This window comes from Neisseria sp. HMSC03D10, from assembly GCF_001807625.1.
Classification (GTDB): Bacteria; Pseudomonadota; Gammaproteobacteria; order Burkholderiales; family Neisseriaceae; genus Neisseria; species Neisseria mucosa.
The window spans coordinates 15,691-40,970 of the sequence record NZ_KV789532.1 but is presented as its reverse complement, the minus strand read 5'-3'; the positions used below and the strand labels follow the sequence as shown (position 1 = coordinate 40,970).

17 protein-coding genes, 2 pseudogenes and 1 riboswitch are annotated in these 25,280 nt (G+C 52.7%); of the genes and pseudogenes, 13 read left to right on the top strand and 6 right to left on the bottom strand.

The genetic code is table 11. The features are described 5' to 3' along the window. Positions 1-426: 426 nt before the first annotated feature. The 3 genes and pseudogenes from HMPREF3066_RS05690 to HMPREF3066_RS13330 all read left to right on the top strand — a co-directional run. Positions 427-2,640 (top strand): TonB-dependent siderophore receptor, encoded by a 2,214-nt coding sequence (locus tag HMPREF3066_RS05690; RefSeq protein WP_070441085.1) that lies wholly within the window; start codon positions 427-429, stop codon positions 2,638-2,640. A 79-nt stretch (positions 2,641-2,719) separates the two neighbouring features. Continuing rightward, a complete protein-coding gene (locus HMPREF3066_RS05685; RefSeq protein WP_070441082.1) occupies positions 2,720-4,432 on the top strand; it encodes an ABC transporter ATP-binding protein/permease in 1,713 nt (570 codons plus the stop codon). 146 nt (positions 4,433-4,578) lie between these two features. Then, positions 4,579-4,690: pseudogene (locus tag HMPREF3066_RS13330) on the top strand (IS5/IS1182 family transposase); the annotation flags it as partial. A 199-nt stretch (positions 4,691-4,889) separates the two neighbouring features. Here the strand turns inward: HMPREF3066_RS13330 and HMPREF3066_RS05680 are convergent. Then, positions 4,890-5,666 (bottom strand): FadR/GntR family transcriptional regulator, encoded by a 777-nt coding sequence (locus HMPREF3066_RS05680; protein WP_049226018.1) that lies wholly within the window; start codon positions 5,664-5,666, stop codon positions 4,890-4,892. Between the two features lie 395 nt (positions 5,667-6,061). Between HMPREF3066_RS05680 and HMPREF3066_RS05675 the strand changes: the two genes are divergently transcribed. The 3 genes and pseudogenes from HMPREF3066_RS05675 (at position 6,062) to pepN (ending at position 11,037) form a co-directional block, all read left to right on the top strand. Then, complete coding sequence (locus tag HMPREF3066_RS05675; RefSeq protein ID WP_049226019.1) at positions 6,062-7,705, top strand: lactate permease LctP family transporter; 1,644 nt, start codon at positions 6,062-6,064, stop codon at positions 7,703-7,705. Between the two features lie 128 nt (positions 7,706-7,833). Beyond that, positions 7,834-7,948, top strand: a pseudogene (locus HMPREF3066_RS13730) (IS5/IS1182 family transposase); the annotation flags it as partial. A gap of 485 nt (positions 7,949-8,433) precedes the next feature. After that, entirely contained in the window at positions 8,434-11,037 is a 2,604-nt protein-coding gene (gene pepN / locus HMPREF3066_RS05670; RefSeq protein WP_070441079.1) for an aminopeptidase N, read from the top strand. 91 nt (positions 11,038-11,128) lie between these two features. Here the strand turns inward: pepN and HMPREF3066_RS05665 are convergent, their stop codons facing one another. After that, on the bottom strand, positions 11,129-11,614 hold the full coding sequence (locus tag HMPREF3066_RS05665) for an Lrp/AsnC family transcriptional regulator (RefSeq protein WP_016687311.1): 486 nt from the start codon (positions 11,612-11,614) through the stop codon (positions 11,129-11,131). A gap of 209 nt (positions 11,615-11,823) precedes the next feature. Continuing rightward, positions 11,824-11,920: riboswitch (glycine riboswitch) on the top strand. Positions 11,921-12,124: 204 nt separating this feature from the next. On the opposite strand from HMPREF3066_RS05665, the gene gcvT reads away from it, so the two are divergent. From gcvT to gcvP, 5 genes are all read left to right on the top strand, one after another. Then, positions 12,125-13,222: a glycine cleavage system aminomethyltransferase GcvT gene (gene gcvT / locus HMPREF3066_RS05660; RefSeq protein WP_070441077.1), complete on the top strand. Its 1,098-nt coding sequence runs from the start codon at positions 12,125-12,127 to the stop codon at positions 13,220-13,222. 97 nt (positions 13,223-13,319) lie between these two features. Next, positions 13,320-13,745, top strand: a complete 426-nt coding sequence (locus tag HMPREF3066_RS05655) for an Ivy family c-type lysozyme inhibitor (RefSeq protein ID WP_036493120.1) — start codon at positions 13,320-13,322, stop codon at positions 13,743-13,745. A gap of 92 nt (positions 13,746-13,837) precedes the next feature. Further along, on the top strand, positions 13,838-14,224 hold the full coding sequence (gene gcvH / locus HMPREF3066_RS05650) for a glycine cleavage system protein GcvH (protein WP_019270281.1): 387 nt from the start codon (positions 13,838-13,840) through the stop codon (positions 14,222-14,224). A 107-nt stretch (positions 14,225-14,331) separates the two neighbouring features. Further along, positions 14,332-14,883 (top strand): DNA-3-methyladenine glycosylase I, encoded by a 552-nt coding sequence (locus HMPREF3066_RS05645; RefSeq protein WP_070441074.1) that lies wholly within the window; start codon positions 14,332-14,334, stop codon positions 14,881-14,883. Between the two features lie 135 nt (positions 14,884-15,018). Further along, positions 15,019-17,871 carry an aminomethyl-transferring glycine dehydrogenase gene (gene gcvP / locus HMPREF3066_RS05640; RefSeq protein WP_070441071.1) on the top strand — a complete coding sequence of 951 codons (2,853 nt, stop codon included), beginning with the start codon at positions 15,019-15,021 and terminating at the stop codon, positions 17,869-17,871. Between the two features lie 103 nt (positions 17,872-17,974). On the opposite strand, the gene HMPREF3066_RS05635 is transcribed toward gcvP, so the two are convergent. Both HMPREF3066_RS05635 and trhP read right to left on the bottom strand, forming a co-directional pair. Beyond that, positions 17,975-18,133, bottom strand: coding sequence for a DUF1328 domain-containing protein (locus tag HMPREF3066_RS05635; protein WP_003744611.1), 159 nt, complete (start codon positions 18,131-18,133; stop codon positions 17,975-17,977). 450 nt (positions 18,134-18,583) lie between these two features. Then, entirely contained in the window at positions 18,584-19,936 is a 1,353-nt protein-coding gene (gene trhP / locus HMPREF3066_RS05630; RefSeq protein WP_003744610.1) for a prephenate-dependent tRNA uridine(34) hydroxylase TrhP, read from the bottom strand. A gap of 359 nt (positions 19,937-20,295) precedes the next feature. Between trhP and HMPREF3066_RS05625 the strand changes: the two genes are divergently transcribed. After that, positions 20,296-21,042, top strand: coding sequence for an amino acid ABC transporter permease (locus HMPREF3066_RS05625; protein WP_003759965.1), 747 nt, complete (start codon positions 20,296-20,298; stop codon positions 21,040-21,042). A gap of 330 nt (positions 21,043-21,372) precedes the next feature. Here the strand turns inward: HMPREF3066_RS05625 and HMPREF3066_RS05620 are convergent, their stop codons facing one another. Together HMPREF3066_RS05620 and mutY are read right to left on the bottom strand one after the other, a co-directional pair. Then, entirely contained in the window at positions 21,373-22,842 is a 1,470-nt protein-coding gene (locus HMPREF3066_RS05620) for a protein adenylyltransferase SelO (protein WP_070441068.1), read from the bottom strand. 95 nt (positions 22,843-22,937) lie between these two features. Then, complete coding sequence (mutY, locus tag HMPREF3066_RS05615) at positions 22,938-24,011, bottom strand: A/G-specific adenine glycosylase (RefSeq protein WP_070441065.1); 1,074 nt, start codon at positions 24,009-24,011, stop codon at positions 22,938-22,940. A gap of 162 nt (positions 24,012-24,173) precedes the next feature. Between mutY and HMPREF3066_RS05610 the strand changes: the two genes are divergently transcribed. Continuing rightward, positions 24,174-25,214: a zinc-dependent alcohol dehydrogenase family protein gene (locus tag HMPREF3066_RS05610; RefSeq protein ID WP_070441062.1), complete on the top strand. Its 1,041-nt coding sequence runs from the start codon at positions 24,174-24,176 to the stop codon at positions 25,212-25,214. Positions 25,215-25,280 lie beyond the last annotated feature (66 nt).

Genomic DNA, 25,280 nt, shown 5'->3' with positions numbered 1-25,280 from the left:
GTACTGGTTTAAAGTTAATCCACTATAAAACTGACTGATACGCAGATACCCCCTCTTCCACCAAACAGAAGAAGGGGTATTTTATCGCCGGTCAGAATTTTGACTTATGGCAAGAGTATGTGAAAAAACGTGAGGTCGTCTGAAAAAACGGTTGCCATTTTTCACAGATGGTTTATAGTTCTTTATAACTATTTTTCAGCTAGTTCCTTATATCTATCTTTGCAACCTTGGATAAGTAGTTGCCATTGGGTATTCCGCCCGGCGGCAACATTTTTTTATCTGAAAGGATTTGATAAATTTTATTCGTTTTATCTGATGCAGGTCGTCTGAAAAACCTAATACTTTGAATATTTATAGTTTTTATGGTTATAAATATCAAATAAAAATAAACATTTTACGACAACAGCTTTATCTGGAATCAATCAAATGAACAATACAAACAAAGAGAAACTTTTCAAACTCAGCACCTTGGCGTTCTGCCTTGCCGCGCTGCCGCAAGCCGTTCACGCCGCTGAAGAAGTGCAGCAGGTCGAATTAAAGCAGGTCAATGTGGTCGGCAAAAACCGCAGCCTGCGTACCGAAAATCAAAACAGCTACATCGTATCCGCGATGCGCTCGACTACGGGATTGGTGCTTTCTCCGAGGGAAATTCCCCAATCCGTCAGCGTCATCACCAAAAAACAACTCGAAGACCAAGGCGTGACCAGCCTCGAAGGCGCTTTGCAAAACGCCACGGGCGTCAACGTCTTCAAAAGCGGCGGGCGCACGCATTTTATGTCGCGCGGCTATTTTATCGAGCAACTTGAAGAAGACGGCATTGCTACTCAAATCGGCTCGCCCGGCGGATTCGGCTTGGGCGGCCCGTCCGGCGACCCGACCAGCGTAACCGATATAGCGATGTACGACCGCATCGAAGTGGTGCGCGGCGCAGCCGGGCTGACGCAGGCAAACAACGAACCGGGCGGCACGATTAACGCCGTCCGTAAGAAACCGACCTCCAAACGCCAGCTTTCCGCCGATTTAACGGTCAACACATGGGGCAAAGTGGGCGGCACGTTTGACGCTTCAGGTGCATTAAGTCCGGAACACGGCCTGCGCGGGCGCTTTGTCGGCTCGGTTGGCAGCAACAAAACCTTCCAAGACCAATCCGGCGGCCGCGACATCCTGCTTTACGGCGTGATGGACAAAGACATCGGCGACAACAGCAAGCTCACTTGGGGCGCAAGCTATCTCAACCAAACCAAAACGCCCGACCCCGACGGCCTGCCCATGCGCGCAGACGACAAAGAATGGAAACGCAGCCGCTACCTCGGTGCAGATTGGAACGAAGCCCGTCTGAAAAAACACAACCTCTTTGCCGAGTTTGAACATTATTTCAACGACAACTGGAAACTGAGCAGCAAACTGGACTGGCGCAAAAGCGACAGCTCAAAAGAATATTACACGCTGGGCGGTACAGACAGCGGCATAGGCGCGGACGGTTTGGGCAAAACTTACAGCTTCGACCGCTACGACACGGACAGCCGCCAGTTTACTTTCCAAAACAACCTGACCGGCCGCATCTTCGCCTTCGGCCAAAGCCACGACCTCTTCTTCATGCACAGCTATTCCAAAGAGAACGTGAACTCAAGCAACCGCTGGTTTGATGACAGCAGTACCTACGACGCAGATGCCTTCAACGGCAGCGAAAAAGCCAAACCTGATTGGGATTCCGCCACAGCCAAAGCCCGTGGCGGCGACGGCCGTTATACTACCCATGCCTTCGGTTTGGGCGCGCGCATCAATCCTACCGACAAACTGCACATCATCGCAGGCGGACGCTATACCAGCTGGAAACGCGACTACTATTGGGATCGCGACTTCAAAGACGGGGTAGCAGGTTCATCAGACTCGCTCAAACGCAACCGCTTCGTTCCTTATGCCGGCATCACTTACGACATCACGCCTAAACAAAGCGTTTACGCCGCCTACACGTCCATCTTCAAACAAACGATGAACCGCGACTACAACGACAACCTGTTGCCGCCGATTATGGGGCGCAACTACGAAATCGGCTGGAAAGGCGAATGGAACGAAGGCCGTCTGAATACTTCCGTCGCCCTCTACCGAACCGACAAAGACAACAACAACCAACGCGTCAATGCCAAGCCACATCCTTATTGGGAACCGCTGGATCAAAGCAGCCGCGGTTTGGACGCCGAAATCTCCGGCAGCCTGACCGACCGTTGGCAGGTTTACGCAGGCTACACCTTCAACCGCAGCACCAACCGCAACAGTGTCGGCGACAATGTTGAATCGCGCCGAAAAGGCTACAACTTCAGCAGCCATACGCCGAAACATATGTTCCGCCTCTACACCAGCTATGTCCTGCCGGTGGATGACGGCAAATGGACGGTCGGGCTGGGGGTAAAGAGCAGCAGCAAAACCGCCAATTCCTACGGCTCCATCAAGCAAGGCGGCTACACGGTTTGGAACACCAACGTCCAATACCGCCCAAGCAAAAACCTGCAACTGGGGCTGGCGGTCAACAACCTGACCGACAAACACTACTACGAAAACCAATACAGCCGTGCCGCCAACAGCGGCAGCTTCTACGGCGAACCGCGCAACGCCGTGTTCAGCCTGAAGTGGAAGATGTAGCCGCCGTATGAAATAAGACCGTCTGAAAGTACAATCCCGATTTCAGACGGCCTTTCATTATCGATACAAACACACATCCATGAACATCCTCAAAAAATTCTCCCGACTCGCCCGCCCTTTTTGGACGGGGGCGCACGGGCGCATCCAATGGCTGATGCTCGCCGTCCTCATCGGCTTCACCCTTTGTTCCATTACCATCAGCGTTTGGATTGCCGCGTGGGACAAACGCTTCTACGACGCGCTCGCCGCGTTTGACGGCGCGTCCATGCCTGCGCTCATCGTCGAATACATCGGCTACATGGCGATGATTATCGGCTGCATCGTCTGCGGCGACTGGCTGCAAAAACGCCTCATCTTCCGCTGGCGCACCCACCTGACCGAACAATTCCAGCAAAACTGGCTCGAAGGCCACAAACACTACCGCCTGCGCCTGACCGGCGAACCCGACAACCCCGACCAGCGCATCGCCGAAGACATCTACCTCCTCGCCGACCAAAGCATCGGGCTGTTCCGCTCTTTCATCAATAATATTGCCAAATTCAGCGCGTTCGTCGCCGTATTGTGGACGCTCTCCGGCGTACAGACCTTCAACATCGGCGGGCGCGACATCACCATACACGGCTACCTCGTCTGGGTTGCCCTGATTTATTCCGTCATCAGCACCCTGATTGCCCACCTCGTCGGCCGCAAACTCAAAAATCTCAACATCGACCGCCAGCACCGCGAAGCCGACTACCGCGCCGCCCTCCTGCGCGTGCGCGACCACGCCGAACAAATCGCCTTCTACAACGGCGGCGAAGCCGAAACAGGTCGTCTGAAACAACGTTACCTACGCATCCGCGACAACTGGCGGCGGCTCACCAACTGCGAATTCCGCCAAGAAACCTTCTGGGCAACCTATGTGCGCATCAGCATCTTCATCCCCATCCTCGCCACCCTGCCCATGTACCTCGCCAAAACCATGACCTTCGGCGACATGATGCAGACCCGCACATCGTTTGCCCGCGTCCAAGACAGCTTCGGCTGGTTTACCGACTCCTACCGCCGCCTCATTGAATGGGCGGCAGTCGTCGAACGCCTCTCCGGTTTTCAGACGGCCTTGGAACAAATAGAACAAGAAGGCAGAAGCGCCGCCCGCCCAGCACCCGCCCTGACTTTAAACAAACACCACCAAAGCAGCATCCTCGTCCTGCAAAACCTCACCGTCCACACCCAAACCGGCAGCCCACTGCTCACCGACATCAACCTCGAAGCCCACGCCCCCGAATGGGTATTGCTCGAAGGCAGAAGCGGCATCGGCAAATCCACCCTGCTGCGCGCCCTCGCAGGCTTGTGGCCGTATTACCAAGGCAGCTTCGCCCTCGACGGCAGCCTCCTCTTCCTACCCCAACGCCCCTACCTCCCCGCCGACACCCTTCGCCACACCGTCAGCTATCCCCATCCCGCCTGCCAAGACGACCAAATCATTCAGACGACCTTGGAACAAGTCGGGTTAGGCCGCCTGAAAAATAATTTAGACGAACCATACGAATGGCACGGCATCCTCTCCGGTGGCGAACAGCAACGCCTCAGCCTCGCCCGCGCGCTGCTGCACAAACCGCAAATCCTGTTCCTCGACGAAGCCACCAACCAGCTCGACGGCGAATCCGCATTGACGCTGATGCAAACCCTCAAACGTGCCTTACCCGACACCCTCGTCATCGGCATCAGCCACCAACCCGAAATCCAAGCCTTGTTCGGACGTAAAGTTAATTTAAAACCACTCGACGAACTTGCAAACCGTTCAGATTAGTAATATAGTTCTTTATGACTAGTTTAATAGTTCTTTAGGGTTACTTTTAAAACTCCTTGGATAGCCTCCGCCAGCTCCCGGCAGGAGGCGTTTTTTTTTTTTTGCCTGTCTGCGCTTAAAACAAATTAAATTTCAGGGCGTTGGATAGGTATAGTGGATTAAATTTGAATCAGGACAAGGCAACGAAGCCGCAGACATTACAAATAGTACGGCCAAGGCGAGGCAACGCCGTACTGGTTTAAAGTTAATCCACTATATAAATATTGGTATTTGAATAGGTTTAATTTTCAGACAAATCTTGTTGTATGGGCTTAATGTGTAAAACAAGAAATAGAAAAAGGTCGTCTGAAAACCTTGCATTCAGGTTTTCAGACGACCTTTGTGTGCATGAACTTATATCAGCAAGAAGGATTAGCCGCCGAAGTATTCATGCTCTAATCTGAGAAGTGTTGAATGTTTACCAGTCCTGCGCCCGCTTCAAGTCGTTCTGCGCCAGCGTGTCGGCGTGTTCGTTGCGGCTTTTGTATTCCCTGTTTTGCAAGATGCTGTTGGCGACGTAGTTTAAGTGTATTTTGGCGGCTTCGGCGGCATCGGCAGGGCGGCGTTCGAGTATGGCTTCGTAGATGGCGCGGTGTTGCGCGATCAGCTTGGGGCGCGGATCTTCGGTTTGGTTGGAATAGATGATGCTGCTGCGCGTCTGGCGGTAGAGCATTTTGAGCAGGCCGCCGGAGAGGTGGCTGAAGAGGATGTTGTGTGCGGCATCGGCGATGGTTTGGTGAAAGCTTACGTCGGCTTCGCTTTGATGTTCCAGATGGCCGCTTTCGCAGGCGGATTCGAATTTTTGCCGCCAAAAATCAATCCGTTTCAAATCGGCATCGGTGCGCCGCTCGGCCGCCAGCGATGCCATGCAGCCTTCGATATGGCAGCTGAAATCGAAAACGTCGGTTTCCCAGTTGGAATGTTTGCCGAGCAATTCCTGCCAGCTTTGGAGGAAATCCTGCTGCGGTTTGACGGAAACGTAATAGCCGTCGCCCTGCCGCGCTTCCAAAACCTGCCGCGCAATCAGGATGTTGAGTGCGACTCTGACCGACGGGCGCGATACGCCGAACTCTTCCGCCAGCGTGCGCTCGGGCGGGATTTTGCCGCCTTCTTCGTAAACGCCCGTCGCAATCCGTTCTTCTAATATCGACAATATTTGGTCGCTGATTTTTTGTGGCCGAACCAGTTTTGTCATTTTAATTCCCTCTTTTCCCTCATGTTTTCTTTATGAGGAAGACTCAAATCCGATAATGTGATGCGGCAGGTCGTCTGAAATGGCAATCTGCGTCAAAATTGGCATGACCAAATTGGTATGCCCAATGTCGCGGTATTCTAATTAACCGGCCATATCCCGTCAATATGGCTTGTTCTACCCGAATATGGTTTAAAACTATATCGGGTTACATTTTTACAATTCATATAATGTTTTGTTTTATTTAAAATTAAATAACAATTTTGCACTTATGCAGCAAGGTTGTTTAAAAAAATAATTGACTGCCATATTAAAGTTTCGTAAAGTGTCCTCCGTTCAAAAAATTGGTTTTACCAATTTAGGAAAGTATATTAGAAAAATATTCGGAGATTTTCCCAATGGAAACTTGGATTCAAAATTATACCGCAGTGGGCGGCAGCCTATATTTGACGGCAGCCGTCGCCCTCCTGCCCATTATCTTTTTCTTTGTCGCACTGACCGTCCTGAAGCTTAAAGGCTATCAGGCGGGGCTTTATACGCTGCTGATTGCGCTTGGCGTTGCCGTATTAGGTTTCGGAATGCCTGCTGGCATGGCGGTTTCTTCCGCGCTGTACGGCTTTGCCTACGGTTTGTGGCCGATTGCATGGATTATCGTTACTGCTGTGTTTCTGTATAAAATTACTGTGAAAACAGGGCAGTTCGACATCATCCGCGCTTCCGTGATTTCGATTACCGAAGACCAACGCCTGCAAATGTTGCTGGTCGGCTTCTCCTTCGGCGCATTCCTCGAAGGTGCGGCAGGCTTCGGCGCGCCGGTGGCGATTACCGCCTCGTTGTTGGTGGGCTTAGGCTTTAACCCGCTCTACGCCGCCGGTTTGTGTTTGATTGCCAATACCGCACCCGTGGCTTTCGGCGCGATGGGTATTCCAATCCTGGTTGCCGGTCAAGTGTCCAACCTCGACCCTTACCACATCGGTCAGGTCGCCGGCCGCCAACTGCCGATCCTGTCGATTATCGTTCCTTTCTGGTTGGTCGCCATGATGGACGGTATGCGCGGCATACGCCAAACTTGGCCTGCCGTATTGGTGGCGGGCGTATCTTTCGCCACTACCCAGTTCATTACCGCCAACTTCATCGGCCCGGAATTGCCCGACGTGACCTCCGCATTGGTCAGCCTGGTCTGCCTGTCTGCCTTCCTGAAAAAATGGCAGCCTAAAGAAATCTTCACCTTCAACGGCATGAAAAAACCTGCCGAACGCAAAGCGGGCGAATACACTGCCGGACAAATCATCAAAGCCTGGTCGCCTTTCGCCATCCTGACCGTTTTCGTCAGCGTGTGGACGATTAAGGGCGTTAAAGAGGCTTTGGGTGTTGCCACCATCAAATTCGACTGGCCGATGCTGCACAACTTGGTACAAAAAGCCGCGCCCATCGTCAGCGAACCGACACCATACGCCGCCGTGTTCAAAATTGACCTCCTCGGCGCAGTCGGTACGGCAATCCTGTTTGCTTCCATCGTTTCCGCCGCTTTGCTGAAAATGAAACCTTCCGAAGCCGTCAGCACTTTCTTTGAAACGCTCAAAGAACTGCGCCTGTCCATCCTGTCTATCGGCTTGGTACTCGGCTTCGCATTCGTGGCAAACTATTCAGGCCTGTCGTCCACATTGGCACTCGTCCTCGCCGCTACCGGTACCGTATTCCCGTTCTTCTCGCCGTTCCTCGGCTGGCTGGGCGTATTCCTGACCGGTTCGGACACTTCCGCCAACGCGCTCTTCGGTTCGCTGCAAGCCAGCACTGCGCATCAAATCAACGTCGTACCCGAACTGACCGTCGCAGCCAACACCACCGGCGGCGTGACCGGCAAAATGATTTCGCCGCAATCCATCGCCATCGCCTGCGCGGCGGTCGGTCTGGAAGGCAAAGAATCCAACCTGTTCCGCTTTACCGTGAAACACAGCTTGATTTTCTGTACCTTCGTCGGCCTACTGACCCTGCTGCAAGCTTATGTCTTGCCGTGGACGCTGGTTTTCTTCAACAAATAAGCCAATTGGCTTGAAATAAAAAAGGTCGTCTGAAATCCAATTTGGGTTTCAGACGACCTTTTTGTCGTTGTGGGCTGCAAATACGGATATGCAGAAGGTTTTTATTTGAATCTGTGATATAGCTAAATTATAGTGGATTAAATTTAAATCAGGACAAGGCAACGAAGCCGCAGACATTACAAATAGTACGGCCAAGGCGAGGCAACGCCGTACTGGTTTAAAGTTAATCCACTATACTTTATTTTCGATACGCAACTTACTGACTGAGATCTTTGCAATAACATGAGTTATTAAAATTTTATGTTCAATACCATTGCCAAAATGAAGAACCTCCCTGATTGCTTCTACTTTTTTCTCAATATCAAAAAGGTTTTAGCCAATTGAAAATTTTTTAGCACATTTTTATGCGTCAAATTTTGTTAACAGACTATTTTTGCAAAGGTCTCTGACTGTCGTCATTCCCGCGTAGGCGGGAATCCATTTTTGAAATTCAGAAACTGTTTTTCAAATCGAGGTTTCTTTAGATTGTACGATGGATTACCGCCTGAGCGGGAATGACGGAATTTGATGACCTACTGTATTTAAAGTTAAGTATGTTTGCAATAGTCTCGGGTTTCAGACGACCTTAATCCACTATACGATAAAAATTTGATAGAAGGCTTGAATTAAGGTCGTCTGAAACGTTATGCTTACCGTCTGTATTCCCATTTTTACTCGAAAGCAAAACCATGAGCAAAACCGTCCGTTATCTGAAAGATTACCAAACGCCTGCCTACCGCATTCTCGAAACCGACCTGCATTTTGATATTGCCGAACCGCAAACCGTCGTGAAATCCCGTTTGACGGTCGAGCCGCAGAGGGTGGGGGAGCCGCTGGTGTTGGACGGTTCGGCGAAACTCTTGTCCGTCAAAATCAACGGGGTGGCTGTGGATTATGTGTTGGAAGGCGAGACGCTGACGATTGCGGGCGTGCCGTCCGAGCGCTTCACCGTTGAAGTGGAAACCGAAATCCTGCCGGCGGAAAACAAATCGCTGATGGGGCTGTATGCTTCCGGCGGTAATTTGTTTACCCAATGCGAGCCGGAAGGCTTCCGCAAAATCACGTTCTACATCGACCGTCCGGATGTGATGTCCAAGTTCACGACCACCATCGTCGCGGACAAAAAACGCTATCCCGTTTTGCTCTCCAACGGCAACAAAATCGACGGCGGCGAGTTTTCAGACGACCGCCATTGGGTGAAATGGGAAGACCCGTTTGCCAAACCGAGCTATCTGTTTGCTTTGGTCGCGGGCGATTTGGCGGTCACGGAAGACCGTTTCACCACCATGAGCGGCAGAAACGTCAAAATCGAGTTTTACACCACCGAAGCGGACAAGCCCAAGGTCGGCTTTGCCGTGGAATCGTTGAAAAACGCGATGAAGTGGGACGAAACGCGCTTCGGTTTGGAATACGACTTGGATATTTTCATGGTCGTCGCCGTGGGCGATTTCAATATGGGCGCGATGGAAAACAAGGGCTTGAACATCTTTAACACCAAGTTTGTCCTTGCCGACAGCCGCACCGCCACCGATACCGATTTCGAAGGCATCGAATCTGTGATCGGACACGAATATTTCCACAACTGGACGGGCAACCGCGTAACCTGCCGCGACTGGTTCCAGCTTTCGCTGAAAGAAGGGCTGACCGTGTTCCGCGACCAAGAATTTTCCGGCGACCGCGCCAGCCGCGCCGTGCGCCGCATCGAAAACATCCGCCTGCTGCGCCAGCACCAGTTCCCCGAAGATGCAGGCCCGACCGCCCATCCGGTGCGCCCCGCCAGCTATGAGGAGATGAACAATTTCTACACCATGACCGTTTATGAAAAAGGCGCGGAAGTGGTGCGGATGTATCACACCCTGCTCGGCGAAGAGGGCTTCCAGAAAGGCATGAAGCTCTATTTCCAACGCCACGACGGGCAGGCCGTGACCTGCGACGATTTCCGCGCGGCGATGGCGGACGCGAACGGCATCAATCTCGACCAGTTCGCCTTGTGGTACAGCCAGGCGGGCACGCCCGTTTTGGAAGCGGAAGGTTGCCTGAAAAACAATATTTTCGAGTTGACCGTCAAACAAACCGTGCCGCCCACGCCTGATATGGCGGACAAGCAGCCGATGATGATTCCCGTCAAAATCGGGCTGCTGAACCGCAACGGCGAAGCGGTGGCATTTGATTATCAGGGCAAACGCGCGACCGAAGCCGTGTTGCTGCTGACCGAAGCCGAACAGACCTTCCCGCTCGAAGGCGTAACCGAAGCCGTCGTTCCCTCGCTGCTGCGCGGGTTCAGCGCGCCGGTGCATCTGAACTATCCGTACAGCGACGACGACCTGCTGCTCCTGCTCGCCCACGACAGCGACGCCTTCACGCGCTGGGAAGCCGCCCAAACGCTCTACCGCCGCGCCGTCGCCGCCAACCTTGCCGCGCTTTCAGACGGCGTCGAGTTGCCGAAACACGGAAAACTGCTTGCCGCTGTTGAAAAAGTCATTTCAGACGACCTCTTGGACAACGCCTTCAAAGCCCTGCTTTTGGGCGTGCCGTCCGAAGCCGAACTGTGGGACGGCGCGGAAAACATCGACCCGCTGCGCTACCATCAGGCGCGCGAAGCCTTGTTGGATACGCTTGCCGTCCACTTCCTGCCGAAATGGCACGAATTGAACCGTCAGGCAGCGAAGCAGGAAAACCAAAGCTACGAATACAGTCCCGAAGCCGCCGGCTGGCGCACGCTGCGCAACGTCTGCCGCGCCTTCGTCCTGCGCGCCGACCCCGCGCACATCGAAACCGTTGCCGAAAAATACGGCGAAATGGCGCAAAACATGACCCACGAATGGGGCATCCTGTCCGCCGTCAACGGCAACGAAAGCGATACGCGCAACCGCCTGCTGGCGCAGTTTGCCGACAAGTTTTCAGACGACGCGCTGGTGATGGACAAATATTTCGCCCTCGTCGGCTTAAGCCGCCGCAGCGACACCCTGCAACAGGTTCAAACCGCCTTGCAGCATCCGAAATTCAGCCTCGAAAACCCCAACAAAGCCCGTTCGCTCATCGGCAGCTTCAGCCGCAACGTCCCGCATTTCCACGCACAAGACGGCAGCGGCTACCGCTTCATCGCCGACAAAGTCATCGAAATCGACCGCTTCAACCCGCAGGTCGCCGCCCGCCTAGTGCAGGCGTTCAACCTCTGCAACAAACTCGAGCTGCACCGCAAAAACTTGGTGAAACAAGAATTGCAGCGCATTCGGGCGCAGGAAGGATTGTCGAAAGACGTGGGCGAAATCGTCGGCAAGATTTTGGATTGAGGCTGTCTGAAATTGTTATGAAAGTTATTTTAATGTGATAAAAAAGGTCGTCTGAAACTGTCATTTCAGACGACCTTTTTGAAGACTCTGCCTATTCCCGTACCAAATGCGAAAGCGGCAGGGAGGTGGTGGTTTTGATTTCTTTCAATACGAAGCTTGATTGCGCGTCCTGTACGCCGTGGTGGGAAAGGAGTGTATCCAAGACGAAATGGGAAAAAGCATTCATATCGGTGAAAAATGCGTGGAGCAGGTAGTCGGTTTCACCGGTAAGGGCGAAGCAGCTCAATACTTCCGGCCATCCTTGTACCGATTGCGCGAAATCTTCGCGTGCGTCTTTTGCTTTGCTGATGGAAACGCGGATAAACGCTTGCAAGCCCAAATCGACGGCTGCGGGAGAGAGTAGGGCGGCATAGCGGCGGATGATGCCTGCGTCTTCCAGTTGTTTGAGGCGGCGTAAGCAGGGCGAGGGGGAGAGGGAGATGCGTTCCGCCAGCTCGACATTGGTCAAACGTCCGTTTTCCTGTAAAACCTGTAAAATTTTCAAATCGGTTTTATCCAAAGTAATCTGCTGGGTCATTTGCGTTCTTTCTCCAAACCCGTTTGCTGGGTCGGTTGGTTAAGTTGGTAGCATTATATCCTAAATAAGTTGTTTTTAACATATTATCCTCTAATGACAGGTGATTTGTCGGTATAATCTGTGTTAAATGGTTTATGATTTTGGAGGTTTTCACAACGGCTTTATTTCAAAGAGACGGCTTGCCCAAACTGCCTTTTCAAGCCATAATCGGGGCATGTGCAGGAGAGAGCTACATCAGGTTACATGTAGCCGCCGAAGGCGCAGATGCCCTTAAATCGCTCAGGCAACAGGGACTGCACATTGAAATAAAACATCTGGAGAGCGGTGCGCTCGCACCCACCGAAGGGGAGAAGGCCGTCTGAACCACCATTCAGACAACCGCGCAAAGCAGTGAGCAGACTGGTTTGCCATCAAGCGGGTATGCCGAAAATCTCAGGTTCAAGGACAGATAGGGTCTTCCGCGCATCTTGTGCGGACGGCATCTGAACAATAAATCCGGAGAAGCTGAGAATGACTGCCCTGAAAACCACCCCGTTTCACCAAGCCCATCAAGATGCAGGCGCGAAGTTGGTCGATTTTGCCGGCTGGGAGCTGCCCATCCATTATGGTTCGCAAATCGCCGAACACGAAGCCGTGCGCACCGACGCCGGTATGTTCGACGTATCCCATATGCTCGTTACCGACGTCGCCGGAGCGAACGCCAAAGCCTTTTTCCGCAAACTGATTGCCAACGACGTTGCCAAACTCGCCTTCGTCGGCAAAGCCCTTTATTCCGCGCTGCTCAACGACAACGGCGGCGTGATTGACGACTTGATCGTTTACCGCACCAACGAAGCCGAAACCCAATACCGCATCGTCTCCAACGGCGCGACCCGCGAAAAAGATACCGCCCAGTTCCACAAAGTCGGACAAGAATTCGGCGTTGCCTTCAACCCGCGCTACGACCTCGGTATGCTTGCCGTGCAAGGCCCTAAAGCCATTGAAAAACTCCTGACCGTCAAACCCGAATGGGCGGATGTCGTCCACAACCTCAAACCGTTCCAAGGCGCGGATTTGGGCCACGACTGGTTTGTCGCCCGCACCGGCTACACCGGCGAAGACGGCGTCGAAGTCATCCTGCCCGGCACCGAAGCCGTCGCATTCTTCAAAGCCCTGCAACAAGCCGGCGTACAGCCCTGCGGCCTCGGCGCGCGCGACACCCTGCGCATGGAAGCCGGCATGAACCTCTACGGCAACGATATGGACGACGACACCAGCCCGCTCGAAGCCGGCATGGGTTGGACCGTTGATTTGAAAGACGAAAGCCGCGATTTCGTCGGCAAAGCTGCCTTGTTGGCATTGAAAGAAAAAGGCGTTGCCGTCAAACAAGTCGGTTTGCTGCTCGACAAAGGCGGCATCCTGCGCGCGCATATGGAAGTGTTGACCGACAAAGGCAAAGGCGAAACCACCAGCGGCGTATTCTCGCCCAGCCTGAAACAATCCATCGCCATCGCCCGCGTTCCGAAAGATTTTGACGGCGATACCGCCAAAGTGCTGATGCGCGGTAAGGAAGTGGACGTGCGCGTATTGAAGCTGCCGTTTGTGCGCAACGGACAGAAACAGTTTTAAACGTTGGATTAGTTTTCGTAACGAGGACGTACTTTAGAGGACATACTTTACTGTCCTCTTCTAAAATTATGAATTCAAAATGAAATAGGTAACTTTTATGAGAAAAATTAAGGTTATAACAATTGCAGCTACATTTTGGGTAATAGTTACGGGGTTTGCTTCTGCTAAAGAGATTTATCCTTTTGATTTGGTGAAAAAACAGCCGTATAAAGCAATTTGGGGACAAGAAGTATGGCGAGAAGCCAGAGATAAAAATGATGATTGGTTGAAAGGAGCGGAGGGTGTTGCTACACCATTGGAACCCGTAATAATTAGTTCACAGAAATACCAACGAGCAACAGTATGTGAACCACATAATTGCTCAGATAATATCATTTATTTTTTAATTAATTCTAGAAAGTTGGTGGGAATTCAGTTTAAACGAAATGATAATGGATATTTAAACGTGATACGTTATGGCTCGCGTAGCCGAATAGAAGAAAATTATTTAATAAATTGGTATAAACGAGATCAGCAAAAATAGGAAGCACTGTTGGAAAAAACTGTGAAACAACCTGTCTGAGACATCATGATTCAGACGACCTTCAAACCAAAAAACCAATGGAGAATCAAACAATGAGCAACAACATCCCAGCCGAACTGAAATACGTTGCCAGCCACGAATGGCTGCGCCTTGAAGAAGACGGTACCGTTACCGTCGGCATTACCCACCACGCTCAAGAGTTGTTGGGCGACATCGTGTTCGTCGAGCTGCCCGAAGTCGGCGCGAACCTTGCCGCCGAAGAACAAGCCGGTGTGGTTGAGTCTGTGAAAGCCGCGTCCGACGTGTACGCGCCGATTGCGGGCGAAGTCGTTGCCGTCAACGAAGATTTGCCCAGCGCGCCGGAAACCGCCAACAGCGACCCTTACGGCGCAGGCTGGTTCTTCAAAATCAAACCTGCCAACCCTGCAGATTACGACGGTTTGCTGACCGCCGAACAATACGCGGGCGAAGTGGATTGATTTTAAAATGGCGCGGCAGGCATATTGCCGCGTTTTGATTTTGAAAGGTCGTCTGAAACCCCGTTTTAGGTTCTCAGACGACTTTTGTTTCGCTTGACCGATAAAACATGAATTACTGCGAATTTATTGCCGCCCTTCCGAGCGATACGGACAATCCGAACAAGCATTACCACGATAAGCAATACGGTTTTCCGATTTCAGACGACAATGAGTTGTTCGGACGGCTGGTGTTGGAAATCAATCAGGCGGGTTTGAGCTGGACATTGATGCTGAAGAAGCAGCAGGCGTTTCGGGCTGCATTTAAAAATTTCGACATTGACACTGTCGCCGCGTTTGACGAAGCCGACATCGAACGCCTGCTTGCCGACGCAGGCATCGTCCGCAACCGCTTGAAAATCAATGCTGCGATTTATAACGCACGGCAAATCAAAAAGATACAGCAGGAATACGGCTCGTTCAAACACTGGCTCGATGCGCACTATCCGCTCGATAAAGCCGGGTGGGTAAAGCTCTTTAAGAAACATTTCAAATTTGTCGGCGGCGAAATCGTCGGCGAATTTTTAATGAGTACCGGCTACTTGTCCGGCGCGCATATTGAAAGCTGTCCGGTTTATCAAGAAGTTTTAGAATGCCGCCCGAAATGGGCAGAGGTCGTCTGAAAACGGGTTTTTAATATCACTTACCGTATTTATTTTTAAATAAATGTTTTCAGATGACCTCCCGAATCCAAACGTCGTCTGAAACATCAAAACACCTGCCCAACGGCAGATTCCTACAACAAAAAAGGAGTAGAAATGAAACTATCCGAACTGTTCAACCCCAACGAATTTGCCGCGCGTCATTTGAGTTTCGGCGACGAGGCTGCGCTGTTGGCCGCGCTCGGCGAGAAGAGCATGGACGATTTTGTCGACAACACAGTGCCGCAAAGCATCCGTATGCCGTCCGAACTCGACCTGCCCGAAGCCCTGACCGAGGCGGACGCTTTGGCGAAGCTGAAAGGCATTGCGGCGAAAAACGTGATCAACAAATCCTATATCGGCTTGGGCTATTATCCGACCCGCGTGCCGAACGTGATTTTGCGCAACGTGTTGGAAAATCCGGGCTGGTACACCGCCTACACGCCGTATCAGGCGGAAATCGCGCAGGGGCGTTTGGAAGCGTTGCTGAACTTCCAGCAGGTGTGTATCGATTTGACCGGCTTCCCCGTGGCGGGCGCGTCTTTGTTGGACGAAGCGACCGCCGCCGCCGAAGCGATGGCGATGGCGCACCGCGTGGGCAAGGTGAAATCCGAGCGTTTCTTTGTGGACGAGCGCGTCTATCCGCAGACTTTGGACGTGATGAAAACCCGCGCCAAATACTTTGGCTTCGAGCTGGTGATCGGCGATTTTGCCAAAGCGGATGACGGCGAATACTTCGGCGCACTGTTCCAATACGTCGGCAAAGACGGCGACGTACAAGACTTGCAAAGCGTTATAGGTCGTCTGAAAACCAAAGGCACGATTGTCGCCGTTGCCGCCGACATCATGAGCTTGGTCTTGCTGAAATCACCTGCCGAATTGGGCGCGGACATTGCATTGGGCAACACCCAACGCTTCGGCGTACCGATGGGCTTCGGCGGGCCGCACGCCGCTTATTTCGCCTTTAAAGACGAGTTCAAACGCTCCGCCCCAGGCCGCATCATCGGCGTATCCAAAGACGCATCGGGCAAACCCGCGCTGCGCATGGCGCTATCGACCCGCGAGCAACACATCCGCCGCGAAAAAGCCACATCCAATATTTGTACCGCGCAGGCATTGCTGGCGAACTTGGCGGGCATGTACGCCGTCTATCACGGCCCCGAAGGCGTGAAACGCATCGCCAACCGTATTCACGCGCTGGCTTCCGCCTTTGCCGACGCGCTGGCTTCAGACGGCCTCAAAGTGGTTCACGAAGTCTTCTTCGATACCGTTACCGTTGATTTCGACAGCAAAGAAAAAGCGGACAAAGCGTTCCAAACCGCTTTGGAACTGGGCTACAACCTGCGCCGCGTCAGCGACACCCAAATCGCCGCCGCCTTCCACGAAACATCCGTGCGCGAAGACCTTGCCGTGTTGTACTATGCCTTCACCGGCAACAACACCTTCACGCTTTCAGACGACGTCAAAGGTCGTCTGAAAACCGAATTCCTGCGCCAAGACAATATCTTGCAGCATCCCGTGTTCAACCGTTACCACACCGAACACGAAATGCTGCGCTATCTGAAGAAACTCGAAGACCGCGACTTGGCGATGAACCGCAGCATGATTTCGCTGGGCAGCTGCACCATGAAGCTCAACGCCACCGCCGAAATGCTGCCGATTACCTGGGTGGAATTCTCCGACATCCACCCCTACGCCCCCGAAACCCAAACCGCAGGCTACCGCGAACTCCTGACCGACATGGAAAACAGCCTGAAAGCCATCACCGGCTTTGACGCGATTTCCTTCCAGCCCAACTCCGGCGCGCAGGGCGAATACAGCGGTATGCTTGCCATCCGCCGCTATCAGGAAGCCCAAGGCGAAGCACAGCGCAACATCTGCCTGATTCCCAAATCCGCCCACGGCACCAACCCCGCCACTGCCGCCATGCTCGGTTTGAAAGTCGTCGTCGTCGATACCGACGAACACGGCAACGTCAACATCGACGATTTGAAAGCCAAAGCCGAACAACACCGCGACGCCTTATCCGCCATCATGATTACCTACCCGTCCACCCACGGCGTGTACGAAGAAGGCATCCGCGACATCTGCCGCATCATCCATGAAAACGGCGGACAGGTTTACATGGACGGCGCCAACCTCAACGCCCAAATCGGCATCATGCAGCCTGCCGAAGTCGGCGCGGACGTGTTGCACATGAACCTGCACAAGACCTTCTGCATCCCCCACGGCGGCGGCGGCCCGGGCATGGGTCCCATCGGCCTGAAAGCCCACCTCGCCCCGTTTGCCCCCGGCCATAGCTTGACCGACACACACAGCGCCAGTGCCGGGCAAACCGCCGTTGCTGCTGCCGCCTTCGGTTCCGCGTCCATCCTGCCGATTACTTGGATGTACCTGACCATGATGGGCAAACAAGGCATGGAACAGGCAACGCGCTGGGCATTGCTCAACGCTAACTACGTCGCCAAACGCCTGAGCGAAGACTATCCTGTCCTCTATACAGGCAAAAACGGCCGCGTCGCGCACGAATGCATCGTCGATTTGCGCCCGCTCAAAGCCGAAAGCGGCATCACCGAAACCGACATCGCCAAACGCCTGATGGACTACGGCTTCCACGCCCCGACCGTCTCCTTCCCCGTTGCCGGCACGCTGATGATCGAACCGACCGAAAGCGAGAGCAAAGCCGAACTCGACCGCTTCATCGCCGCCCTGAAACAAATCAAACAGGAAGTGCTGAAAGTCGAACGCGGCGAATGGCCGAAAGACGACAACCCGCTGGTCAACGCCCCGCACACCGCCGCCGATGTAACCGGCGAATGGGCGCACCCGTATTCCCGCGAAGAAGCCGTCTTCCCGCTGCCTTTCGTGCGCGAAAACAAATTCTGGCCGAGCGTCAACCGCGTGGACGACGTGTACGGCGACCGGAATCTGGTCTGCACCTGCCCGCCGATGGAAGCGTATGAAGATTAGGATTTGACATGAAGAAAGGTCGTCTGAAAGTTTCAGACGACCTTTGTTTTAATAAACGTTCATTTAGAAGGTAGCGTGGTTACGCCTTATCTGTTTGTCAGTTTTATTTTTTCTTGCCAAAAATCAGGGACAACACTGACAAAATCAGGAAACCGACAAACAGGATTTTAGCGATACCTGCCGCGCTGCCTGCAATACCGCCGAAGCCCAGTACGGCTGCAATAATGGCGATAACAAAGAAAACAACTGCATAATGAAGCATGGTTTTTTCCTTTCTGTTTGGTGTGCAAACGGTTTGATGTGCAAACGGTCGGGGGAGAGCCTTCCGTTTGTTGTGAGATGTAACAGTTTTATATTGAATCAACTATCTTATTGATTAATTTTATACTCACGGATGTAACCGCTTGTAGTACACCTTATCTGATAACTTCCTACTTAGCAAACCGCAGCAATATCGATTTTCAACCAATCACCCCATTTATGAAGCAACTAATCAAATAATCAATGGCTTATATACAGACGTTAATTTTTGAAAACATTTATATTTTATCGATTAAAGGTTGCAGAGGAAATTTTCTTGTTAAATCAATACGAAAAAATAAGGATATATTAATATCGAAGGAATGTTTTGAAACCGTTTATTTGAATATTTTAGAAGAAGCGGAGCAGGAAAGGAAAAAGGTCGTCTGAAAGTTTTCAGACGACCTCATGATTATTTGATGACCCGCGCCAACAAGGCTTTTTCTTTGCCCTGCATATTTGGGATTTTGACTTGGATGCCGTTGCCCGGGGCGACTTCGACGGCTGCGCCTTTGCGGGTCATTTGTTCCAGCGTAATGGTTTGGTTGCCTTCGGGGTGGATGATTTCCAAAGTGTCGCCGACGGCAAAGCGGTTTTTAACTTCCACCGTTGCCCAGCCTTCGGCGTCGATTTCGGTAACGTGTCCGACGTATTGGCTTTGTTTGGCGGTGGAATGGCCGCTGAGGTAGTTTTGGTAGTCTTGGGTTTGGTGGCGTTCGAGGAAGCCGCTGGTGTAGCCGCGGTTGGCGAGACCTTCGAGTTCGCTCAACAAGCCATAGTCAAACGGACGGCCTGCGACGGCGTCGTCAATCGCTTTTCGGTAGGACTGGGCGACGCGGGCGACGTAGTAGAGCGACTTGGTGCGGCCTTCGACTTTGAGGCTGTCCACGCCGATTTTGGCGAGTTTCTCGACGACTTCGATACCGCGCAGGTCTTTGGAATTCATGATGTAGGTGCCGTGTTCGTCTTCCATAATCGGCATCATCTCGCCGGGACGGTTGGACTCTTCAATCAGGAAAACTTTGTCGGCGTAGGGGTGGCGTTTCTGACCGTTGATGCCTTCGAAGTTTTGGTTGGCTTCTTCTTGGGCTTTTTCAAAGTTGAAACCTTGCAGAAGCTGGGCGTCGCCCGCATCGCTTTCAGTGGCGTTGTGGACTTTGTAATCCCAGCGGCAGGAATTGGTGCAGGTGCCTTGGTTGGGGTCGCGGTGGTTGAAATAGCCCGACAATAGGCAACGGCCTGAGTAGGCGATGCACAATGCGCCGTGGATGAAGACTTCGAGTTCGATGTCGGGGCATTCTTGGCGGATTTCGGCGATTTCTTCCATGCTCAATTCGCGCGACAGGATGATGCGTTCGACGCCGATGTTCTGCCAGAATTTCACGCCCCAATAGTTGGTGGTGTTGGCCTGTACGGACAGGTGGATCGGCATTTCCGGCCATTTTTCGCGCACGGTCATAATCAAACCCGGATCCGCCATAATCAGCGCGTCGGGCTTCATGGCGATCAGCGGCTCCATGTCGGCGACGAAGGTTTTGAGCTTGGAGTTGTGCGGCAGGGTGTTGACGGTCAAAAAGAATTTTTTGTTGCGCTCGTGCGCTTCTTTAATGCCTTGCTCGAGGACGTCGAGTTTGGCAAATTCGTTGTTGCGGGCGCGCAGGGAGTAACGCGGGCTGCCGGCATAAACGGCGTCTGCGCCGTAATCGTAGGCGGCGCGCATACGTTCGAGGCCGCCGGCGGGAAGGAGGAGTTCGGGTGCTTTCATGTTTGTGCTTTATAAAAGGTTTCAGACGACCTTTTGAATCACGGGGAAAGGTCGTCTGAAAAGGTGTTTTAAGGATGGGCGGATTATCCGCTTTTTTGTCGGGACGGTCAATTTTACGGCGGCATATCGGGATTGTTTGGCGTTGTTTTTTCAGAAGAAAACGGATTTAGGAGTAACAATGGGCGGATAGGTACGACGGGCGGGGAAATGTAAAAAACGGACGGCAACCCGATTAATTTAACAAAAAGGCATTCAAAGAATGTATTTTCTTGTAAAATATCGAGTTTCATTTTTCCAATGTTCGGGAATCGGGCGGCTGCCGCAAACCGTTTCCCAGAGTTTTAGACAGGCGGACGAGTATGGATTTTCGGTTTGACATTATTTACGAATACCGCTGGATGTTTTTCTACGGCGCGCTGACGACGCTGGGCTTGACCGTAGTGGCGACGGCGGGTGGCTCCGTATTGGGTCTGCTGCTCGCGCTGGCGCGCTTGATTCATCTGGAAAAGGCGGGTGCGCCCATGCGTGCGCTGGCTTGGGTTTTGCGTAAGGTTTCGCTGCTGTATGTAACGCTGTTCCGTGGTACGCCGCTGTTTGTGCAGATTGTGATTTGGTCTTACGTTTGGTTCCCGTTTTTCGTCCATCCTACCGACGGTTTGCTGATTAACGGCGACGAGGCGGTGGAAATCCGACGTTCTTACGGCGCGCTGATTGCCGGTTCGCTTGCCTTGATTGCCAACTCCGGCGCATATATCTGCGAGATTTTCCGCGCGGGCATCCAGTCCATCGACCGCGGTCAGATGGAAGCGGCGCGTTCGCTGGGGCTGACTTATCCGCAGGCGATGCGCTATGTGATTCTTCCGCAGGCTTTGCGCCGTATGCTGCCGCCGCTTGCCAGCGAATTTATTACGCTTTTGAAAGACAGCTCGCTGTTGTCCGTTATCGCCGTGGCGGAGCTGGCTTATGTACAAAGTACGATTAGCGGCCGCTATTCCGTTTATGAAGAACCTCTCTATACCGTCGCGCTGATTTATCTCTTGATGACGACTTTCTTGGGCTGGGTGTTCCTGCGCTTGGAAAACCGCTACAACCCGCAGCATCGTTGATTTCCGAATAAGCCGAGACCTTTGCAATAACATGAGTTATTAAAATTTTATGTTCAATACCATTGCCAAAATGAAGAACCTCCCTGATTGCTTCTACTTTTTTCTCAATATCAAAAAGGTTTTAGCCAATTGAAAATTTTTTAGCACATTTTTATGCGTCAAATTTTGTTAACAGACTATTTTTGCAAAGGTCTCAAGCCGATTGTTTTCGGCTAGGGCAATGTCAAAAGGTCGTCTGAAAACCGATTCGGGTTTTCAGACGACCTTTTAGTTTTTTAGGCTTACAGACCGAATAGGGCGATTTCGCCTTTGCCTTGTTGGAAATCTCATTCAACTTGAGCAACTGACGCAAACCGGAATGCTGCCTTCGGGCGGCGGTTCGGCAAGGTCGGCGAACTCTGCCTGTTCGTCAAAGGGACGGGCGAGGCAGCGGCGCAGGCGTTCGATTTCGCGGTAGTCGCCGTTTCGGGCTTGGGCGATGGCCTGTTCGGCAAGGTAGTTGCGCAGGATGTAGAGCGGGTTGGTCAGGTTCATGCGTATTGCGCGTTCGGCAGGATTGCTGTTTTCGGCACGCAGGCGTTGGCGGTAGCGTCCGAGCCAGCGGATGAAGGCGGGTGGAACGCCGTTTTTGAAGGTTTGTTCGAGTTTGGGCGGGATGGGTTCGCCGTGTGTATTGCTGACTTCGGACAGGTTTCTGAAAAACAGGGTGAAGTCGGTTTTTTGGTCTTGCAGGGCAGCGAAGAGGTCGGCGATAAGGCTTTCGTCGTCTCTTTTGTCTGCTTGCTGCAAACCGAGTTTTCGGCGCATTTCCTCTAAATAGGTCGTCTGAAAAACTTCTGTCCAGCCGTCGATGAGTTGCTCGAGGGTGTCGTGTGGGACGAGGGTGTCGAAGCAGGAGGCGAGGGCGGAGAAATTCCAATGGGCGACGAAGGGCTGGGCATTGTAGGCGTAGCGGCCTTGGGCGTCGGAGTGGTTGCAGACGTGGCGGCGGTCGTAGTCGTCGAGGAAACCGAAAGGGCCGTAGTCTATGGTCAGCCCCAGTGCAGACATGTTGTCGGTATTCATTACGCCGTGGCAGAAGCCGACGCTTTGCCATGCGGCGACGGTATCGGCGGTACGGTTGCGGATTTGTTCCAACAGGGCGGCGTAGGGATTGTCGGCATCTCGGCAATCGGGGTAGTAATGCCGGATGAGGTAGTCGGCAAGTTGTTGGATTTCGGCTTCGCGGCCGGTGTAATAGAAGTATTCGAAATGGCCGAAACGCAGAAAGCTCGGGGCGATGCGGGTCAGGACGGCGGCAGTTTCGACGGTTTCACGATAAACGGGGTCGTCGCTGCCGCACAGGGCGAGGGCGCGGGTCGTGGGGATGCCGAGACCGTGCATGGCTTCGGAACAGAGGTATTCGCGGATGGAGGAGCGCAAGACGGCGCGCCCGTCGGCAAAGCGGGAATAGGGCGTTTTACCTGCGCCTTTGAGCTGCCACTCTTGGCGTTGTCCTGCTGCATCGACGGAGTCGCCAATCAAGATTGCTCGCCCGTCGCCAAGGCGCGGGGTATAAACGCCGAACTGATGGCCGCTGTAAACACCGGCAATGGGTGCAGGCGCGTATTGCGGCGCGTTGCCGCTGAGGTAGGCAAGGTTGGCGGTCGTCTGAAAATCTGTGTTCAGATTCAACTCTGCCGCCAAATCGGTGTTGAAGGCGATCCAGTAGGGCGCGGTCAACGGCTCGGGGGCGACGCGGGAATAGAAAAACGGCGAGAGTTCGGCGAATTGTTGGGTAAGCAGGGGGAGGGTGTGCATGGGATTCCTGACAGGGGCGGGCGGGTTTGTATAACGCGCGGGTATGTTTATTGTGTTTTAGAGTTGGATGCTGCCTGTTTGGTTTTCAAGCATTTTTAAAATAATGCCTGTTGCCGTTGTTGCAAATAATCTGCCAGCGGTTTGGGCAAACCGTAATCCGCCAAATTTTCGGGTTTCACCCAGAAGCGGTTATCTTTTGATGCGTTTTCAGAATGGGGCAGCGTGTCGGGCGAACTGATTTGCGCTTCAAACGGCGTAATCATCAATAAACGATGCGTCAGGCGGTGGGTGAGGGCGGGTTGCTCGGAAAGGTCGTCTGAAACGATGCCGAGCTTTTCGGCGCAAACGTATGTTTCGTCTAATTTTTCAAAACACGGCACGCAATACAGCCCGCCCCAAATGCCTTTGGCGGGGCGTTTTTCCAGCAGGATTTCGCCGTCTTGGTTGCGGACAATCAGCCAGTAAAGCGGCAGGGTTTGCACTTCGGGGGCGGTTTTTTTGCGCGGCAGCTCGGCGATGCGGTTTTGCTTTTTCGCTTCGCAGATGTCCGCCATCGGGCATTGATGGCACAAGGGTTTTGTCCGTTTGCACACGGTTGCGCCCAAGTCCATCAAACCTTGCGTATAGGCAGGCATATCGGCGTTTTCAGACGGCAGCAGGCTTTCGGCAAGCGTCCAGAGCGAGTTTTCAAATTTTTTGTCCTGCGGATTGCCGTCGCGGGCGAACACGCGGCAGAGAACGCGTTTGACGTTGCCGTCCAAAATGGTTTCGCGGCGGTTAAAGGCGAAGGCGCAAATGGCGGCGGCGGTGCTTCTGCCTACGCCGCAAAGGGTTTCCAAGTCTTTGCGTTCGGATGGAAATGTGCCGCCGAATTGCCCGACGACTTGTTGCGCGGCTTTGTGCAGATTGCGCGCGCGGCTGTAATAGCCCAAGCCCGCCCACAACGACAACACTTCGTCTTGCGGCGCGGCGGCAAGTGCCTGCACGGTCGGGAATTTTTCCAAGAAACGCGGATAGTAGTCCAACACGGTGGCAACCTGCGTCTGCTGGAGCATGATTTCGGAAAGCCAAACGCAATAAGGGTTTTTGACCTGCCAAGGGAGGTGGTGCCTGCCGTATTGTTTTTGCCAGCGGATGAGCCGTTCGGAGAAGGAGGTGGGTGTGTTCATTAATATCAATCAGTGGTTTTATTTATATTGAAAACAAAATGTTATGGTATAACATCGTGAAAATAATTCTTATTGACTTATTTTTTGTAGGGGTATATAACTCATATAAAGAGACTTTATTGCGGTATTGAAATTATTTATCAACAAGCAAGGAGTATCAGCATGAAAGCAATGGTTTATCACGGCGCAAACGACATCCGTTTTGAAGAAAAAACCCGTCCGCAGATTATCGATCCGACCGACGCGGTGGTGAAAATCGTCAAAACCACGATTTGCGGTACCGACTTGGGTATTTGGAAAGGCAAAAACCCCGAAGTCGCCGACGGTCGTATTCTCGGCCATGAAGGCATCGGTATTGTAGAAGAAGTCGGCGAGGCTGTAAAAAACATCAAAGTCGGCGATAAAGTCATTATTTCATGCGTCAGCAAATGCTGTACTTGCGACAACTGCAAAATCCAACTCTATTCACACTGCCGCAACGGCGGCTGGATTTTGGGCTACATGATCGACGGCACGCAGGCCGAATACGTCCGCACGCCTTATGCCGACAACAGCCTTGTTCCGCTGCCCGACAATGTCAACGAAGAAGTTGCTCTGCTGTTGAGCGACGCTTTGCCGACCGCCCACGAAATCGGCGTGCAATACGGCGATGTCAAACCCGGCGACACCGTCTTCATCGCAGGCGCAGGTCCTGTCGGTATGTCCGCCCTGCTGACCGCCCAACTGTACAGCCCCGCCGCCATCATTGTTTGCGATATGGACGAAAACCGTTTGAAACTGGCGAAAGAGTTGGGCGCGACCCATACCATCAGTCCCGCTTCAGGCGACGTATCCAAACAAGTCTTTGCCATCGTCGGCGAAGACGGCGTGGACTGCGCCATCGAAGCCGTCGGTATCCCCGCCACATGGAATATGTGTCAAGACATCGTCAAACCGGGCGGCCATATCGCCGTTGTCGGCGTACACGGTCAATCCGTCGATTTCAAACTCGAAAAACTCTGGATTAAAAACCTTGCCATCACAACCGGCTTGGTAAACGCCAATACCACCGAAATGCTGATGAAGGCAATTTCCAGCAGCTCTGTCGATTACACCAAAATGCTGACCCACCGTTTCAAATTCAGCGAATTGGAAAAAGCCTACGATGTGTTCAAACACGCCGCCGAAAACCAAGCCATGAAAGTGGTTTTGGAAGCGGATTGATTTGAAACAGATTATTGAGGTTTAAAAAAGATAGAGGTCGTCTGAAAACAGGTTTTCAGACGACCT

What these genes read in the sequence shown, in the direction of transcription:
- HMPREF3066_RS05680 (WP_049226018.1), bottom strand. Translation starts at nt 5,666, where the DNA reads ATGACAAAACTGGTTCGGCCACAAAAAATCAGCGACCAAATATTGTCG.
- HMPREF3066_RS05690 (WP_070441085.1), top strand. Translation starts at nt 427, where the DNA reads ATGAACAATACAAACAAAGAGAAACTTTTCAAACTCAGCACCTTGGCG.
- gcvT (WP_070441077.1), top strand. Translation starts at nt 12,125, where the DNA reads ATGACTGCCCTGAAAACCACCCCGTTTCACCAAGCCCATCAAGATGCA.
- HMPREF3066_RS05685 (WP_070441082.1), top strand. Translation starts at nt 2,720, where the DNA reads ATGAACATCCTCAAAAAATTCTCCCGACTCGCCCGCCCTTTTTGGACG.
- gcvH (WP_019270281.1), top strand. Translation starts at nt 13,838, where the DNA reads ATGAGCAACAACATCCCAGCCGAACTGAAATACGTTGCCAGCCACGAA.
- HMPREF3066_RS05620 (WP_070441068.1), bottom strand. Translation starts at nt 22,842, where the DNA reads ATGCACACCCTCCCCCTGCTTACCCAACAATTCGCCGAACTCTCGCCG.
- HMPREF3066_RS05635 (WP_003744611.1), bottom strand. Translation starts at nt 18,133, where the DNA reads ATGCTTCATTATGCAGTTGTTTTCTTTGTTATCGCCATTATTGCAGCC.
- mutY (WP_070441065.1), bottom strand. Translation starts at nt 24,011, where the DNA reads ATGAACACACCCACCTCCTTCTCCGAACGGCTCATCCGCTGGCAAAAA.
- HMPREF3066_RS05675 (WP_049226019.1), top strand. Translation starts at nt 6,062, where the DNA reads ATGGAAACTTGGATTCAAAATTATACCGCAGTGGGCGGCAGCCTATAT.
- HMPREF3066_RS05655 (WP_036493120.1), top strand. Translation starts at nt 13,320, where the DNA reads ATGAGAAAAATTAAGGTTATAACAATTGCAGCTACATTTTGGGTAATA.
- HMPREF3066_RS05645 (WP_070441074.1), top strand. Translation starts at nt 14,332, where the DNA reads ATGAATTACTGCGAATTTATTGCCGCCCTTCCGAGCGATACGGACAAT.
- HMPREF3066_RS05665 (WP_016687311.1), bottom strand. Translation starts at nt 11,614, where the DNA reads ATGACCCAGCAGATTACTTTGGATAAAACCGATTTGAAAATTTTACAG.
- trhP (WP_003744610.1), bottom strand. Translation starts at nt 19,936, where the DNA reads ATGAAAGCACCCGAACTCCTCCTTCCCGCCGGCGGCCTCGAACGTATG.
- pepN (WP_070441079.1), top strand. Translation starts at nt 8,434, where the DNA reads ATGAGCAAAACCGTCCGTTATCTGAAAGATTACCAAACGCCTGCCTAC.
- HMPREF3066_RS05625 (WP_003759965.1), top strand. Translation starts at nt 20,296, where the DNA reads ATGGATTTTCGGTTTGACATTATTTACGAATACCGCTGGATGTTTTTC.
- HMPREF3066_RS05610 (WP_070441062.1), top strand. Translation starts at nt 24,174, where the DNA reads ATGAAAGCAATGGTTTATCACGGCGCAAACGACATCCGTTTTGAAGAA.
- gcvP (WP_070441071.1), top strand. Translation starts at nt 15,019, where the DNA reads ATGAAACTATCCGAACTGTTCAACCCCAACGAATTTGCCGCGCGTCAT.